Origin of the sequence: Endozoicomonas sp. ALB091 (genome assembly GCF_049310265.1) — a bacterium.
In the GTDB taxonomy this organism is placed as follows: Bacteria; Pseudomonadota; Gammaproteobacteria; order Pseudomonadales; family Endozoicomonadaceae; genus Endozoicomonas.
This window is the reverse complement of the sequence record NZ_JBLYNQ010000006.1, coordinates 1,135,001-1,148,533: the sequence shown is the minus strand read 5'-3', so window position 1 is coordinate 1,148,533 and position 13,533 is coordinate 1,135,001. Positions and strand designations below refer to the sequence as shown.

Here is a 13,533-nt window from a genome sequence, read left to right as displayed (position 1 = left end):
TGCAGAAAAAAGTGAGCAATATAATACTGATTAATGTGACTGGCCGGGACCAGCCGGGACTCACCTCATCCATAACCTCTATTATGGCCAACTACGGTCTGGAAATTCTGGATATTGGTCAATCGGTCATCCACGATACCCTGACCTGGGGCATTCTTGTCCGTCTGCCAGAACAGACTTCAGGTCATGGTGATTCCGCTGCTGTTGCCAACAGAATGCTAAAAGATCTTCTGTTCCATTTTCATGAAAGTGATTTGCAGTTCAGCTATCAACCGGTGTCTGAAGAAGACTACGAGCACTGGGTCTCTGAGCAAGGCAGAAATCGTTATATATTGACGCTGTTATCCCGTAATGTCACCGCAGAGCAAATCGCCAGAGTCTCTGGTATTACCGCCGCTCATGGACTGAACATTGACCATATTGCCCGGCTTTCCGGTCGACGGTCGCTGCGCAATGATAACAAGCGGGATAAAAAAAACAGCCGTCGTTCATCATGCCTGGAGTTTTCGGTTCGGGGTACGGCTCCTGATCAGGAAAAACTAAGGGCTGACTTTCTCAATCTTACCGCTGACCTGGACGCTGATGTGGCATTTCAGGAAGACAGTATTTATCGGCGTAACCGTCGGCTGGTTGTCTTTGATATGGATTCCACCTTGATCGAAGCGGAAGTTATCGACCTTCTTGCAGAAGCCGCTGGTGTGGGTGAGCAGGTGGCAATGATCACTGAGAGGGCCATGCAGGGTGAGCTGGATTTTAATGACAGCTTTCGTGAGCGCCTGGCGATGTTGAGGGGGCTGGATGAGTCTGTGCTGGGGGATATTGCCAGACAGCTGCCGTTAACCGAAGGTGCTGAAACGTTGATTCGTACCCTCCGTTCACTGGGCTATCGCACGGCTATTCTATCCGGTGGGTTTACCTATTTCGCCCGCTATCTTCAGGAAAAACTGGGGATAGACTATATCCACGCCAATGAACTGGACATGGTTGATGGCAAGGTTACCGGCCTGGTGAAAGGCGACATTGTCAATGGTGAGCGAAAAGCCACACTGCTGAAGCAGATTGCCGCTGAAGAGGGCATTTCCCTGAATCAGGTTATTGCGGTGGGTGATGGAGCCAATGATCTGCCAATGCTCAGTGTGGCCGGGCTGGGAATTGCCTTTCGGGCCAAGCCGATGGTGAAACAAAATGCCCGGCAGTCAATTTCCACCCTTGGGCTGGACAGTATTCTGTATCTGTTGGGCTTTAGTGAGAAAGATCTGGAGTCGCTTAATGCTCCTGACTGAGAAAAAGGTATTCGCGATGGATGAGTGGATAAGCTGGCAGGATCATTGCCCGTACTGTGGAGAGCCCATCGAACTGCTGTTGGATGCGGGTTTTACCGAGACGGATGAATCATTGCTTTACACTGAAGATTGTCAGGTGTGCTGTCGCCCCATCGTTGTGACGCTGGCCATCGACGAAGACGGTAACCATTATTGCCAATTAACGACAGAGTCTGGCTATTGAGATGAAAATGAATATGAACATCCTAAGGACATGGAGCAAGCAAGCCTCAGCTGCTTTGGTCATGGCTACCGTCGCTTTTATCAGCGGCGTCAGTGCCAGTGAAGCGAAAACCACTACCTGGCAAACAATAGTGGAGCAATCAAAAGGGCAGACGGTGTATTTCAATGCCTGGGGGGGAAGTGAGCAGATCAATGATTATATTGACTGGGCTACCGATCAGGTAGACAAACGTTACGGTATTGCACTGAAACATGTCAAAGTCAGTGACACATCAAATGTCGTAAGTCGTGTACTTGCGGAAAAAGCAGCAGGGCGAAACAGTAATGGCACCGTTGATCTGGTATGGATTAATGGTGAAAACTTTCGTTCCATGAAGCAAAACGGCCTGTTGTTTGGCCCTTTTGTCCAGGACTTACCCTCGTTTAAGGGAGTGAACCCGCAAGAGAACCCCTCCACGGTGCTTGACTTTGGTGAGCCTGTTGAAGGCCTTGAAGCGCCCTGGGGGATGGCACAACTGGTGTTTATTTATGACACCGATTCGTTTTCCCGAAAAGAAACAGTCCCGCCAGCCAATGCCTCAGAACTGCTTGAGTTTGCCAGAAAGCATAAAGGGCGTGTGACGTACCCCCTGCCACCCGATTTTGTCGGTACGACGTTTCTGAAGCAGTTGTTGAGTGAGTTGACGCCAGATCCCGGTGCGCTGTTAAAGCCTGTCTCTGCAGCGGATTTCGCTGCAGTAACTTCCCCTTTATGGCGATATCTTGATGAACTTCACCCTTTATTGTGGCGAGAAGGCGAGACGTTTCCAGCCAACAATCTGGCGCTGACCCCCATGCTGGACGACGGTGAAATTTTACTCTCCATGACCTTTAATCCCGCCTATGCCAGCTCTGCTATTGCCAATGGGGAGTTACCAGACACGGTGAGAACATACGTCCATGATGTGGGTACACTGGGAAATACCCATTTTCTGGCGATTCCTTTCAACAGTGATTCCACCGGGGCAGCACAGGTCGTCATTAATTTTCTGCTATCACCGGAGGCACAGGCACACAAAGCGAACCCGGATGTCTGGGGAGACCCTACGGTGCTCAGCATGAGCCAGTTAAAGGGGGTTGAGCGCAAACGCTTTTCAAGTTTGCCCCTGGGGCCGGCAACCCTGTCGCCTGAAGCGTTAGGTAAAGTGCTTCCGGAACCTGACAGCTCCTGGGTTGCTGAACTTGAGGATGCCTGGAAGGCAAGATACCGCCAGTGAGTTTATTGATAAAGTGTGAGCGGGTATCGGTCAGGTCTGTTTCACGGTTACTTGCTTTAGGGTTGGTGGCACTGTTTTTATTCCCGGTCCTGGCCGGGTTGGGCAGTATTATGCTGCCTGCCTTTGGGTATATGCCGGTCCTGGGGTTTGACACAGTCAGTTTATCTTCCTGGCAAATGCTGCTGGAAACACCTGCGCTGATCGAGATGCTGTTGCTCAGTCTCTGGACTTCTGTTTTAGCCACGTTGTTATCACTGTTCCTTGCTTTTGGTGTGCTCTGTTGCACCTGGGGCACGCCCCTTTGGCAGAAGGTTCAGCGGTGGTTGGCACCCTTGATGGCTGTGCCCCATGTGGCACTGGCTTTTGGGGTTATGTTTGTGTTGATGCCCAGTGGTTTGCTGGCCCGGCTTATTGCTGTTTTTGCCGGGTGGAGTTTTCCTCCTGACTGGCAGACGATCCAGGATCAATACGGCATAAGCCTGATACTGATTCTGATTATTAAAGAAACCCCTTTTTTGCTGTTTATGATGGCGGCGTCTGTCGTGCAGTTGCCCGTCGCCGATACGCTGAAACTGGGAGGCAGCCTGGGATATCAGCCAGCTGTTATCTGGCTTAAGCTGATCTGGCCGCGCCTCTACCCGATGATTCGTCTGCCGGTGTATACCGTATTGGCGTTCGCCATCTCTGTGGTGGATGTGGCGCTGGTGATTGGCCCTGCAAACCCTCCGACATTTGCCGTACAGATTTTTCAGTGGATAAATGATCCGGATTTGAGCAAAAGCCTGCTTGCCGCATCGGGCAGTGTGCTTTTATTGCTGCTGGTGGCCTCTGTTATTGGTGCTTTTCACCTGACGGAATGGACCATGAACAGACGGCTCAGACACTGGTTGATCAATGGGCATCGTGGTCGGTTCAGTGGTCTCTGGCTGTCGTTCAGCAGGAAAGCCTGGCAGGGTTTGGTGGTGCTGTTTCTGTCCGGCGGGGCTGCTCTGCTGATCTGGTCTTTTGTCTGGCGCTGGCGATTCCCTTCTCTCTGGCCAGACTGGTCTTTGCGAAGCTGGCAGCGCGCCTGGGAGGGTATCAGTGAGCCCATTGTGAACTCCCTGCTGATCGGCGTGACCGCCACGTTAGCGGCCAACATTATCTCGGTTATTTTGCTGGAGCTGAATGATCTCCAGCGACAAAACAGTGAATCAGCCGGAAAGTGGCTGGCCCTGCTGACCAGGGGGGCCATGTATATTCCGTTGCTTTTGCCGCAAATGACTTTTCTGTTTGGTGTTCAACTGCTTCTGCTGCAATGGGGAGCAGAGGGTCACTGGTTGACGGTTACCGGCCTGCATTTGCTGTTCGTATTGCCTTACTGCTTTCTGAGTTTGTCAGGCCCCTGGCAGCATTATGATCAGCGCCACAGTCTTCAGGGACTGTTATTATCCGGGTCCTGGCTGAAGACCTTTTTGCGGGTGAAGCTGGGCATAGTCTGGCGTCCGGTGATGGCCAGTCTGGCGTTGGGCTTTGCGGTGAGTATTGCCCAATATCTGCCAACCCTGTTTGCCAGTGCTGGCCGGGTGGAGACAGTGACAACCGAGGCCGTCAGTCTGGTTTCCGGCGGAAATCGACGTTTGTTTGGCGTCTACGGGCTTGTTCAAATGCTCCTGCCTTTCATTGCTTATGCCATGGCTTTTTTCCTGAGCTATTGGACAATCAGACATGGACGTTTTGCCAGGAGACTCAATTCTTGAGCCTGATTCTTGATCAAATTGATATTACGCTGAATGGCCAGAAGCTGTTGGATAACATCTGTTGTTGCGTGGACGACGGTGAAGTGCTTTCGGTATTGGGTCCCAGTGGTTGCGGTAAAAGCAGTTTGTTAAATCTGATTTGCGGGACGCTGCCAAACAGCTTTGGTTGCTCAGGGCAGGTGATTCTGAACGGGGTAGTGCTGAATAACCTGCCGCCCTGTAAACGACAGGTAGGCCTGCAGTTTCAGGATCACCTGTTGTTTCCCCATATGACGGTGGGTGAGAATCTGGCCTTTGCGCTGCCTGCGCACTACCGGAAATCCCAGCGCCGGGAAAGAGCAGAGCAGGCACTGGCTGACTGCGGAATGTCGGGCTTTTTCGAGCTGAATCCAGCCATGCTGTCCGGTGGCCAAAAAGCAAGAATCAGCCTGATGCGAACGCTGTTATCCGAACCCAAAGCCCTGCTGCTGGATGAGCCTTTTTCCAAGTTGGATGCAACACTGAGAAGCAGCTTTCGGCACTTCGTCTTTCAACAGATTCAGAGCCGAAGCATTCCTGCGCTTATGGTGACCCATGATGAACAGGATATTCCTGATAAAGGCTTATTGCTTAAGCTCTGATCATTGATTTTGAACCGGGTAAAAATAGATCGGTATTGGCAAAGAAATCAGAGGTGTCAGAGCCCGGGGGAAGCTCAGGGTAAGGTGATCTGAGAATCAGAGCCATGCTATTGTCAGTGTCGGTTAAATGGACTGCGTGCTCGAACTGGGTTGCATCCATTATGTAAAAATGGCCGGGTTTATTCGATTCAATGGTGGTCAGCTGATCATTGTTTCGTATGGTTAACGTTCGTTGACCGGCCAGATTGATACAAGCCACCAGCTGGCCTACCTTGCCCTTATCCACATGCCAGCCAAGACAGTGATTCGATGGTAGCATGGCGTTATTCTCAGGGGTTTCAGATCGGCGACAATAAAAATTAATAGACGTCAGTCGCAGGGCATTCTGGCCAAAATAGCGTTTAAGGTCAGGGTTGAGGGTGTGAAGATGATTCACCAGCTGAATAATGGTGGCATGGCTGGCCGCCAATATTGTGCGGTCCGGTTCTTCTACTGGCATCGGGATTGCCCATGAGCGTACAAGCCCGGCATCACCATGACACATGAACGTGGCTTGTGTACTCGGCAGTTTTGCCAGATAGGATTCCCACTTGGGAACGAGACTGCATGTAGCATTACCTTGTCGAGCTATTACTTCGTGGTACGGCAAGCCCATGGCCTCTATATCACGATTAATGCCTGCGATTAATGCCGGGTTAATATAGCCGGTCATGATCGTTGCCTGAGAGCCGCGAATATTAGGCGCATTAATTTTCTGGCATTTATAGGCAGAACGGCGTCCTTTGTTGAGAATTATGGGGCTGATTTCTTTTCCGTTGGTCTCCGGAAGGGGTAACTGAAGTAATCTGGCCGGCAATGGTCGTAACGAAATGGTTCTCTGTTTATTCTCTGGGGCAGTCGCTTTAGTGGTTGGGTTATCCATTGTGGATAAGCAAGACTGGCCGGGTTTGTCCTGGTTATTATTCTTTCTTATCTTTTTCCCCTTGAGGAACGCATCGGACAAAGGATGCGCAGAACCAAAGGTCTCAGTGCTTGTATGAGGCCTTTTGTGAGAACGAAGAATCATAAAGAGCAAAATCCGTAATATTTTTATTCGAACGATTAATATAGAAGAACGGTCAGAAATTGCTTAACTAACCCGGATATTTCATAAACTGCCCCGAATCTCGCGCGGGACTTTGTCGCTCTAATCCGGGTTAAACCAGACAGGACCGTTACACATCCTGTCTGTCATTTATTTTTGTCAGCCAAAGTCAAAGTCCATCGTTTCCATTGGCCCCTGAATATAATACCCCTGCGCGTAATCAACGCCCATTCGCCATAAGTGTGCCAGTGTCCGGGTACTTTCTACCTTTGGCACAATACTGCGAATATTATGTTCTTTGAGGATATCCAGCATTTTGATGATGTTCTCATCACTGTTTTCATCCAGCTTGCTGGTGAAGCTGCCGTCCAGGCGCACAAACTGGATATCAAGGTGTTTCAGTATCTTCATGGAACGAGAGTCACCCTGAAATCGGGTAATGGCCAGCTGGCAGCCAATATTGTGAATAGCTTCAGCAAAATCCACAATGCGTTTCAGCTGTTGCAGCACAATGGACTCTGGCAGTTGCAGGACAATACTGTCAGGCGGCAACTCTGTTGCTTTCAACAGGCCGGAAAGATACTGGGCTAACTCGGTTCCCTGGATGGACAGGTGACTCAGGTGAATCAGCAATCGAACGCTTTGCCCCTGTTTATGGACCTGTGCCAACTGGCGCACGCATTGACGAAGCACCCAGCGATCAATATGCGGCATCAGGCTGGAGGATTCTGCCGCCGCCATAAACGTGCCGGCTTCTACCACTTCACCCTGGTGAGAGTGCAGGCGCAGGAAGACTTCATACTGTTTTTCTTCGGAACCGGTAATGTTGATGACAGGCTGGAACAGCAGACGGAATGAGTCCTGGGACAGCGCCTGACGAATCATGGCCTGTACATCGCCATCCCTGGCTTTCTCATCGAGTTCTTCCGTTTTGGAGTAGCGGCAAAGACGTTCGGCATTTTTAATGGCGCGCTGGCAGGCACTTTCTGCATTATTTAACAGTATGGTGATGTCTTGTTTATGCTCTTTCACCGCAAAACCGATACTGACTGTCGCTGTGAGCGTTTCATCGTCACTGCCGAACAGGTGCTCATCAATGGCGCTTTGCAAGGTGATGAGGCGCTTATGGGTGTCATCCGGATTACCTGCTGTTTCAACCAGCAAAAAGCTGTCATCGGTATAATGGCAGATAGCGGCAGTGGGGAAGAGTTCCTCAGCCATCCGCACAATGGATCCCTGTATGGAGATAATGCCGTCGATACTGGCTTCTTGTTGTAAATTCTGAAAGTCATCCAGCTGTATCCAGGCCAGTGTTGCCTCTGTTGCTGCTGTGACCGCAGATGCGGCTTGCTCAAGAAACTGTTCTTTCGTTTCTGCACTGGCCTTATGGTTCACCGGCTGGCTGAGTACGGGAACCATTAGCGGTAACAGAATCAGCTGGATGCAGGGTTCATCATCGTATTGCGCAGCGGATAAGCGAAGGCTGACGGGGGTACTGTGGCCATCGGTATGAACCAGCTCACATTCAACCTGGTCAATCGTTTGGTTGGTCCCAAACTGCTTCAACATCTGCCTGATCTCAGCTTGATGTTGTGCGGCAATCATATCGATCAGGGGTATGCCCGCCAGGTCATCGGCATGGTCGTAGCCCGTGAGCTGAAGATACGCAGCATTGGCATCCACATGCATGCCATCGTGAATATAGGCGATGGCTTCAGAGGCATTGGCCAGTAACAGTTGGCAACGTTTGTTGGACTCATTCAGCTCCTGACGGACATTGCTGAGGTTTCGCCGGTCTTCCAGGCTGGTGAGCTCACGGAGAACGGCGTGCAGTATATGCTCTTCATGGGCACTGGGTATCGCGTCTCTGGCTCCGGCAGATAGCCAGGTAGAAGTACGCTGAGGATTGTATTCCGGCAGGGTGACAATAACCGGAATATCCTTCTGGTGTTTTTCAATGATGGTCAGTACCTGCTGTGCATTAAGCCTGGTGGTTTCTTCAGCGCTGAGCACGACATCCCATGGCTGCTCTGACAGGGCTTCCTCCATGGTTTCGATGGAAGCGATATGTTGCACCCGGGGAGGCAGGCCCGCATTGCGAAACAACTTTACCCAGCGTTCCACATCGTTAGGGGAGTCTTCCAGGGCAAGCAAGCGTAGAGTTTGTCGGCGGTAATTCATGGGAGATTGATCACTATTATTTTGAATGAGGCAGCTCTTACGTCAGCAGATGCTCCCTGAAACGGTATGAGCCTGTTTCAACATCTTACGACAAGCGCAATTCAAAGGTATAGAGTGCCTCCACGGAATTGTGACCGGCACCGGGAACTTGATTACCGGGATCAGGAACAATGACAGTTTACCCAAATAGCTTGAATTGGTACTGGCTCCAGGTTGGCGTTGTATTCATGCAGCTCATAAGTTGACCTTTCAGCAGGGTATCATTCTGAATCAACTCAAACTTGGCTCCCTCCCTGGCGGAGAGATTTGGTATGACCAGAGAGGGCTGGTTGGGGTCGGTTAACATCAGTGATCTCTGGAAGTGGCTGGCTGCCTGAGTTTTGTGTATCAGGGATATGGCCACTGGTTCTACTGATGGGCTGATAAGAATGACACCAAAAGTCACTTCATTCTGCGCTGAGATTCCCAGCCAGCGCACACTGTAAAGGGCCCAGGGTGACACTTTATCCAGGCGGATGCCAATAAGTTCACCGGCATGAAACTGTTTGGGTAACGTGCTGTTGATTTTCAGGCAGAACCCGGTGTTGCTGGTATTAATGATCTCGGCTGGCAAGACGGAGAGGTGGTTATTACCCGGGGTCTCTGTCGTATTAAAGGCAATTCTCTCGCCAGCTGAAGGGCTGTTTTGTTTATCTATGATTTCAGCATCATGGGCCTGTGACCAGACATCATCAGATACCTCAGAGAAGCTACTTTTGCCAGCAGTATCAGAATGAGCGGCAATGATATCCTCGAATCGTCGTTTACCTGAGAGATGATAATGAAGCGCGGTAAATCCAAAGCAGGTTTCACATGGGTCCGAAGCAGCTCTGCGCGGACTGGATCGCTTTTGGATCGGTCCCCAGCTTGATATGAGATGTTGGATCAATTCCGTTGGCAACACGTTTGCCGCTTTTGGATTTTCTTTTATTTTTGCCAGGTGCGCGGTCAGTACCCGGATATTCAGACCAATCACGCCGGGATGCACTTTATCAGGCTCTGGTAACGCATATTCAAGGCCTCCGTCACCGTTGAGACGCACTGAAAAATAGGTTTTCAGACCAGACTCGGGCTGAATTTTGCCGTGGCTGATCCAGAGGCTTAACATTTGCCAGACCTGCTGGATTTCACCGGGTGATAATTGATCGGTATTACTGCGTGACAGCATCAGGGCTCGTTTATAGAGGCTTTCCAGCGACATGGGGCTGGATTTGGGGTCATAAGGATCTTCCTGTTGGAAGCCCTGATGATTATGGCGTGCGGCAAGCTGGTATAACGTATGCAGTTCAAGCCACAGGCGTTCAGGCGCAGGGCGATAAAGCAGGCAATGGAATAAATACGCTGCAGCACTCTCCGAAATAGCCCGATGCAGTGCGGCTGCCAGTATACTGGCATGCTCTTTATTATCCAGACAGCACTGAACCACGGCTTTATAGACTTTTGCCAAGCCCATATACAGGCGTTTGCACAGATCAAACCAGCTTTGCTGGCTTGATGCAAAAGTAATGTATCGCTGCAGATGTCGTTGATAACTATTGGCGGCGTTTGACCGGGAAGGTGACCGGAGGGCTTCTGCAAGAGCAAATAGCTCATCAGGGGGGGCGTCAAGCCTGCTCAGTTCATCCAGAGCGTGAACCAGAAGTTCTCCACTTTGCTGATGATCCGTGAGAGGCAGTCCTTTCAGCCACTGTTCCAGCTTATTGCTGTTTGACGCTGTCCCGTCAGGACAAAATGAAAGAGAATTGAGGCTACGGCTGGGTAGCTCCAGGTGAGGAGTGTTTGCAGATTCCATTCTTTAATTCCAATAGCGGGGCTCTGACATCCTGTCAGTAACGGTTCTTGATCAATCTTTTTATTGAATCAATGTTGCGTTTCCGGGTGATAGCGTCGGTTGCCAGTGACACTCCACCCATCTGTTTCCAGTAGCGAACTCTGTATTGATGATAATTATGCTGAGACGAATATACCAGTCCAGTCTTTTATTATCACTTTTATTAAATTGTACGACCAATGTCTGACTTTTTAATGAAAAGTGTCAGAGTATCCATGTTTTGCCGGGTCTGCCGGGAATCTCCCGAACCAGTCTGGGCACCAGGTAGCCCGGACAGTGAGCCATAACCTCTTGTATCAGGCGAGTCGCTGTAACGTCCGGCACATCAAAATGAGCGGCACCATGCACCGGGTCTAACAGGTGCAGGTAGTAAGGGAGTACACCAGCTTTAAACAGCGCTTCGCCAAGCTGAATAAGCGCCGAAGCACTATCATTAACACCCTTAAGCAACACCGCCTGGTTCAATAGTGTTACGCCCGCCTGTTTGAGCCGGAACAAGGCTTCACGAACACTGTCATCAATCTCGTTGGCATGGTTGGCATGAATCACCATCACAGGTTGCAGGCGCTGTCTGGCAAACCAGTTGATCAGTTCATCGGTGACCCGGTCAGGAATCACCACGGGCAAACGGGTATGAATGCGCAGTGTGGCCACATGATCAATAGCGTTCAGCTCGGCAGCAATGTTCGCCAACCGACGGTCATTGTTGGCCAATGGGTCTCCGCCACTGAGAATCACCTCTTTTATACTGGTATCCGCGCGAATGTACTCTATGGCATTGTGCCAGCTGTCCCGGTCCAGCCGATTATCCTGGTACGGGAAATGGCGGCGAAAACAGAAGCGGCAGTTCACCGCACAGGCTCCGCCGACGATCAGCAACAGCCTGCCATGGTATTTATGGATAACCCCATCGGTTGGGTTCTGCGACTGCTCTGCCAGCGGATCCAGGCCATAACCCTCAATGTGTTGACACTCTTCGCCAACAGGCAGAACCTGCCTCAACAACGGGTCGTCAGGGTTCCCCGGCACCATTCGCTGGATATAGGCATGGGGTACTCTCAGAGGAAATTCCTGACAGGCTCTCAATGCCGGTGATAATAGCCCCGGACTCAACTGCAGCATGGCCAGCAACTGCTCCGGGGAAGTGATGGCCCCTGCCAGTTGCGTCTGCCAGCAGCCGAAATCGCTGATTGTCTGCGTACTTATCTGCGCCCTCGACTGCACACTGAGCTCCGAACGGGTTATCATAGGGGTTTTTGATCTCCTGGTAAGGTCCAATGGCTAGTTATAGTACCAATGAGTTTCGTTCAGGTCTTAAAGTAATGCTCGAGGGCGATCCCTGCTCGATCATTGAGAACGAATTTGTAAAACCTGGCAAAGGTCAGGCATTCAACCGGGTTAAATTCCGTAACCTGATGTCCGGTCGCGTCTGGGAACGTACGTTCAAATCCGGCGAAAGTCTGGAAGCGGCAGACGTTATGGACCTGGATATGGAATACCTATACACCGACGGTGAATTCTGGCACTTCATGATGACTGATGGTTCCTATGAACAGCATGCAGCCAGCCGTGAAGCCGTGGGTGACACCATCGATTGGCTCAAAGAGCAGGGAGTATACTCGGTTACTCTTTATAATGGTTCCCCTCTTTCGGTTTCTGCACCTAATTTTGTCGAACTCCAGGTGGTGGAAACCGATCCGGGCCTGAAGGGCGATACCGCCCAGGGCGGCTCCAAGCCAGCCAAGCTGAGCACCGGCGCGGTGGTTAAGGTGCCGCTGTTTATTGTTGAGGGTGAAGTCCTCAAAATTGATACCCGTACCGGCGAATATGTTGGTCGTGTGAAGTAATTGATCTCTTTTGCGGGGCGGCTTTCTGCCGCCTTGTCCTGCTTTTTTTGAAGCTATTCTGTGCCCACCACGGTGGTTACAATCCGTGCCCTTTCCGTAATGGTTTCATCTTCGCCGGGCATGAAGAGTTCATGCTGATGTCCGTAATGATCAGGGCAGTATGAAGACCTTCTTCAGTAACCTGCTGACCTGGCTGGTACCAAAGTATGACAATGGTACCCAGAGTATCGACGTAGCCAGCAATATTGAAAAAGGGCATGCGTTCCGTTTTGACGGTAGCCAAATGAAAGGCCAGATCTACGACTTCGTCGTGAATAAAAGCTATCGCCTGGATAATCTGACTTCTATCTCCAAAGGCGGCTTTGCGGGCCTTGATGCCAGAAGTACTCTGGTACTGTTGCGGCAATCCTTTGAGATCACCATTCACAATAATGATCAGGACTACGCATCACTGGTGGTACCGAGGTGACCAACAATATTCTTGCTCTCTAAATGTAGGAACAGCGTGAGGCTCTGCCGCAGATGGATCGCATTAGCAGTGATCTGCAAAAGGTGAAGCTGTGGCTGAGCATCCACCGTGGTCACGGCTGGAGTGAAGGTGACAATGGCATGCGTTTGGCCATGTTTGGTCAGCTGAAGCTTTGGGCTGAGGATCACTTCGATATCAGCAAATGGTATCCAGAGGGTAATCAGCCTGCCGTATTTGGTGATGACCGGGGTTGGAATATGTACAAGCTGGCCCATCGTAAAGCCCGGGGCGACCTGGTGGGTGATGAACTGAATGGTAACAAGGGTATCAATTACTGCTCTGCAAAAGACACCGACCTCAGCCAGGGTGACCTGCTGATGAGCTGTTTGTCTTACCTGAGCAATTATGATCTGTCGGACTACTTCAGACAGTGGAATCCGTCCGAGTCCAAAGCGGACCTGCCGGATGGCTCAGCGGATTACAGCGGAGGCCTGACTGATAAGGGTTTCAGTACAGTTGCCAGAATGGGACTTAAGAAACCTGAGAAATCACCACTGGATTACACCAGTATCAGCGGGTAAAGCACAGATGCTTACCCCCGGTCAGCCAACTCCGGCTGACAGGTACTGAAAAACAACAAACCCTGCCATAGTTGGCAGGGTTTGTTGTATTCAGCCCTACAACAACTGGCAGTATTCACTTACCTTAAATAATGAATATTACTCAGGAGCCACTTATGACCAATGACTTATGGCACCCATCGGCTTCCATGATGGCGCTCAAAGAACGAGCCCGATTGCTACGGAAGGCCCGGGCTTATTTTGATGCCCGGGGCGTCATGGAGGTGGAAACCCCGATGCTGTCCGGCAGCGCCACTGTGGATGTTTATATAGACAGCTTTGCCACAGAGTTCAGCCCCATTGGTCATGGCCAGTCACAGCTTTGCTACCTGCACACCTCGC

General features: G+C 50.8%; 13 protein-coding genes (1 of these 13 running past the window's edge). 9 read left to right on the top strand and 4 right to left on the bottom strand.

Annotation, left to right across the window (positions count from 1 at the left end; genetic code table 11):
- Positions 1–11: 11 nt before the first annotated feature.
- The 5 genes from serB (at position 12) to ACO6UX_RS11900 (ending at position 5,120) form a co-directional block, all read left to right on the top strand.
- On the top strand, positions 12–1,283 hold the full coding sequence (gene serB / locus ACO6UX_RS11920) for a phosphoserine phosphatase SerB (RefSeq protein WP_422447783.1): 1,272 nt from the start codon (positions 12–14) through the stop codon (positions 1,281–1,283).
- A 16-nt stretch (positions 1,284–1,299) separates the two neighbouring features.
- Positions 1,300–1,506 carry a CPXCG motif-containing cysteine-rich protein gene (locus ACO6UX_RS11915; protein WP_269671786.1) on the top strand — a complete coding sequence of 69 codons (207 nt, stop codon included), beginning with the start codon at positions 1,300–1,302 and terminating at the stop codon, positions 1,504–1,506.
- Positions 1,507–1,567: 61 nt separating this feature from the next.
- On the top strand, positions 1,568–2,761 hold the full coding sequence (locus tag ACO6UX_RS11910; RefSeq protein WP_422447781.1) for an ABC transporter substrate-binding protein: 1,194 nt from the start codon (positions 1,568–1,570) through the stop codon (positions 2,759–2,761).
- Positions 2,758–4,500, top strand: a complete 1,743-nt coding sequence (locus tag ACO6UX_RS11905; RefSeq protein WP_422447779.1) for an ABC transporter permease — start codon at positions 2,758–2,760, stop codon at positions 4,498–4,500. The genes ACO6UX_RS11910 and ACO6UX_RS11905 overlap by 4 nt, the downstream gene beginning before the upstream one ends.
- On the top strand, positions 4,497–5,120 hold the full coding sequence (locus tag ACO6UX_RS11900; RefSeq protein ID WP_422447777.1) for an ATP-binding cassette domain-containing protein: 624 nt from the start codon (positions 4,497–4,499) through the stop codon (positions 5,118–5,120). Before ACO6UX_RS11905 ends, ACO6UX_RS11900 begins: the two co-directional genes overlap by 4 nt.
- On the opposite strand, the gene ACO6UX_RS11895 is transcribed toward ACO6UX_RS11900, so the two are convergent.
- The 4 genes from ACO6UX_RS11895 to epmB all read right to left on the bottom strand — a co-directional run bounded on the left by ACO6UX_RS11895 (position 5,110) and on the right by epmB (position 11,503).
- Positions 5,110–5,832 carry a hypothetical protein gene (locus ACO6UX_RS11895; RefSeq protein WP_422447775.1) on the bottom strand — a complete coding sequence of 241 codons (723 nt, stop codon included), beginning with the start codon at positions 5,830–5,832 and terminating at the stop codon, positions 5,110–5,112. The two genes, ACO6UX_RS11900 and ACO6UX_RS11895, sit on opposite strands and share 11 nt — an antisense overlap.
- 531 nt (positions 5,833–6,363) lie before the next feature.
- On the bottom strand, positions 6,364–8,385 hold the full coding sequence (locus tag ACO6UX_RS11890) for an EAL domain-containing protein (protein ID WP_422447773.1): 2,022 nt from the start codon (positions 8,383–8,385) through the stop codon (positions 6,364–6,366).
- A 178-nt stretch (positions 8,386–8,563) separates the two neighbouring features.
- Positions 8,564–10,216, bottom strand: a complete 1,653-nt coding sequence (locus ACO6UX_RS11885) for a hypothetical protein (protein ID WP_422447771.1) — start codon at positions 10,214–10,216, stop codon at positions 8,564–8,566.
- A 243-nt stretch (positions 10,217–10,459) separates the two neighbouring features.
- Complete coding sequence (epmB, locus tag ACO6UX_RS11880) at positions 10,460–11,503, bottom strand: EF-P beta-lysylation protein EpmB (protein WP_422447769.1); 1,044 nt, start codon at positions 11,501–11,503, stop codon at positions 10,460–10,462.
- A gap of 29 nt (positions 11,504–11,532) precedes the next feature.
- Between epmB and efp the strand changes: the two genes are divergently transcribed.
- The 4 genes from efp to epmA all read left to right on the top strand — a co-directional run.
- Positions 11,533–12,102: an elongation factor P gene (gene efp, locus ACO6UX_RS11875; protein WP_101745846.1), complete on the top strand. Its 570-nt coding sequence runs from the start codon at positions 11,533–11,535 to the stop codon at positions 12,100–12,102.
- Positions 12,103–12,262: 160 nt separating this feature from the next.
- A complete protein-coding gene (locus ACO6UX_RS11870) occupies positions 12,263–12,571 on the top strand; it encodes a hypothetical protein (protein ID WP_422447767.1) in 309 nt (102 codons plus the stop codon).
- Positions 12,572–12,624: 53 nt separating this feature from the next.
- Positions 12,625–13,152 (top strand): hypothetical protein, encoded by a 528-nt coding sequence (locus ACO6UX_RS11865; RefSeq protein ID WP_422447765.1) that lies wholly within the window; start codon positions 12,625–12,627, stop codon positions 13,150–13,152.
- 155 nt (positions 13,153–13,307) lie between these two features.
- Positions 13,308–13,533, top strand: partial view of an EF-P lysine aminoacylase EpmA gene (gene epmA, locus ACO6UX_RS11860; protein ID WP_422447763.1) — the start only. 764 nt of this gene lie beyond the right edge of the window; only the first 226 of its 990 coding nucleotides appear in the window; it begins with the start codon at positions 13,308–13,310; its stop codon lies off the right edge, out of view.

Coding starts and splice junctions, on each gene's coding strand:
- ACO6UX_RS11915 (WP_269671786.1), top strand. CDS start 1,300: ATGGATGAGTGGATAAGCTGGCAGGATCATTGCCCGTACTGTGGAGAG.
- ACO6UX_RS11910 (WP_422447781.1), top strand. CDS start 1,568: ATGGCTACCGTCGCTTTTATCAGCGGCGTCAGTGCCAGTGAAGCGAAA.
- ACO6UX_RS11895 (WP_422447775.1), bottom strand. CDS start 5,832: ATGACCGGCTATATTAACCCGGCATTAATCGCAGGCATTAATCGTGAT.
- ACO6UX_RS11890 (WP_422447773.1), bottom strand. CDS start 8,385: ATGAATTACCGCCGACAAACTCTACGCTTGCTTGCCCTGGAAGACTCC.
- ACO6UX_RS11885 (WP_422447771.1), bottom strand. CDS start 10,216: ATGGAATCTGCAAACACTCCTCACCTGGAGCTACCCAGCCGTAGCCTC.
- epmB (WP_422447769.1), bottom strand. CDS start 11,503: ATGATAACCCGTTCGGAGCTCAGTGTGCAGTCGAGGGCGCAGATAAGT.
- efp (WP_101745846.1), top strand. CDS start 11,533: ATGGCTAGTTATAGTACCAATGAGTTTCGTTCAGGTCTTAAAGTAATG.
- ACO6UX_RS11870 (WP_422447767.1), top strand. CDS start 12,263: ATGAAGACCTTCTTCAGTAACCTGCTGACCTGGCTGGTACCAAAGTAT.
- ACO6UX_RS11865 (WP_422447765.1), top strand. CDS start 12,625: ATGGATCGCATTAGCAGTGATCTGCAAAAGGTGAAGCTGTGGCTGAGC.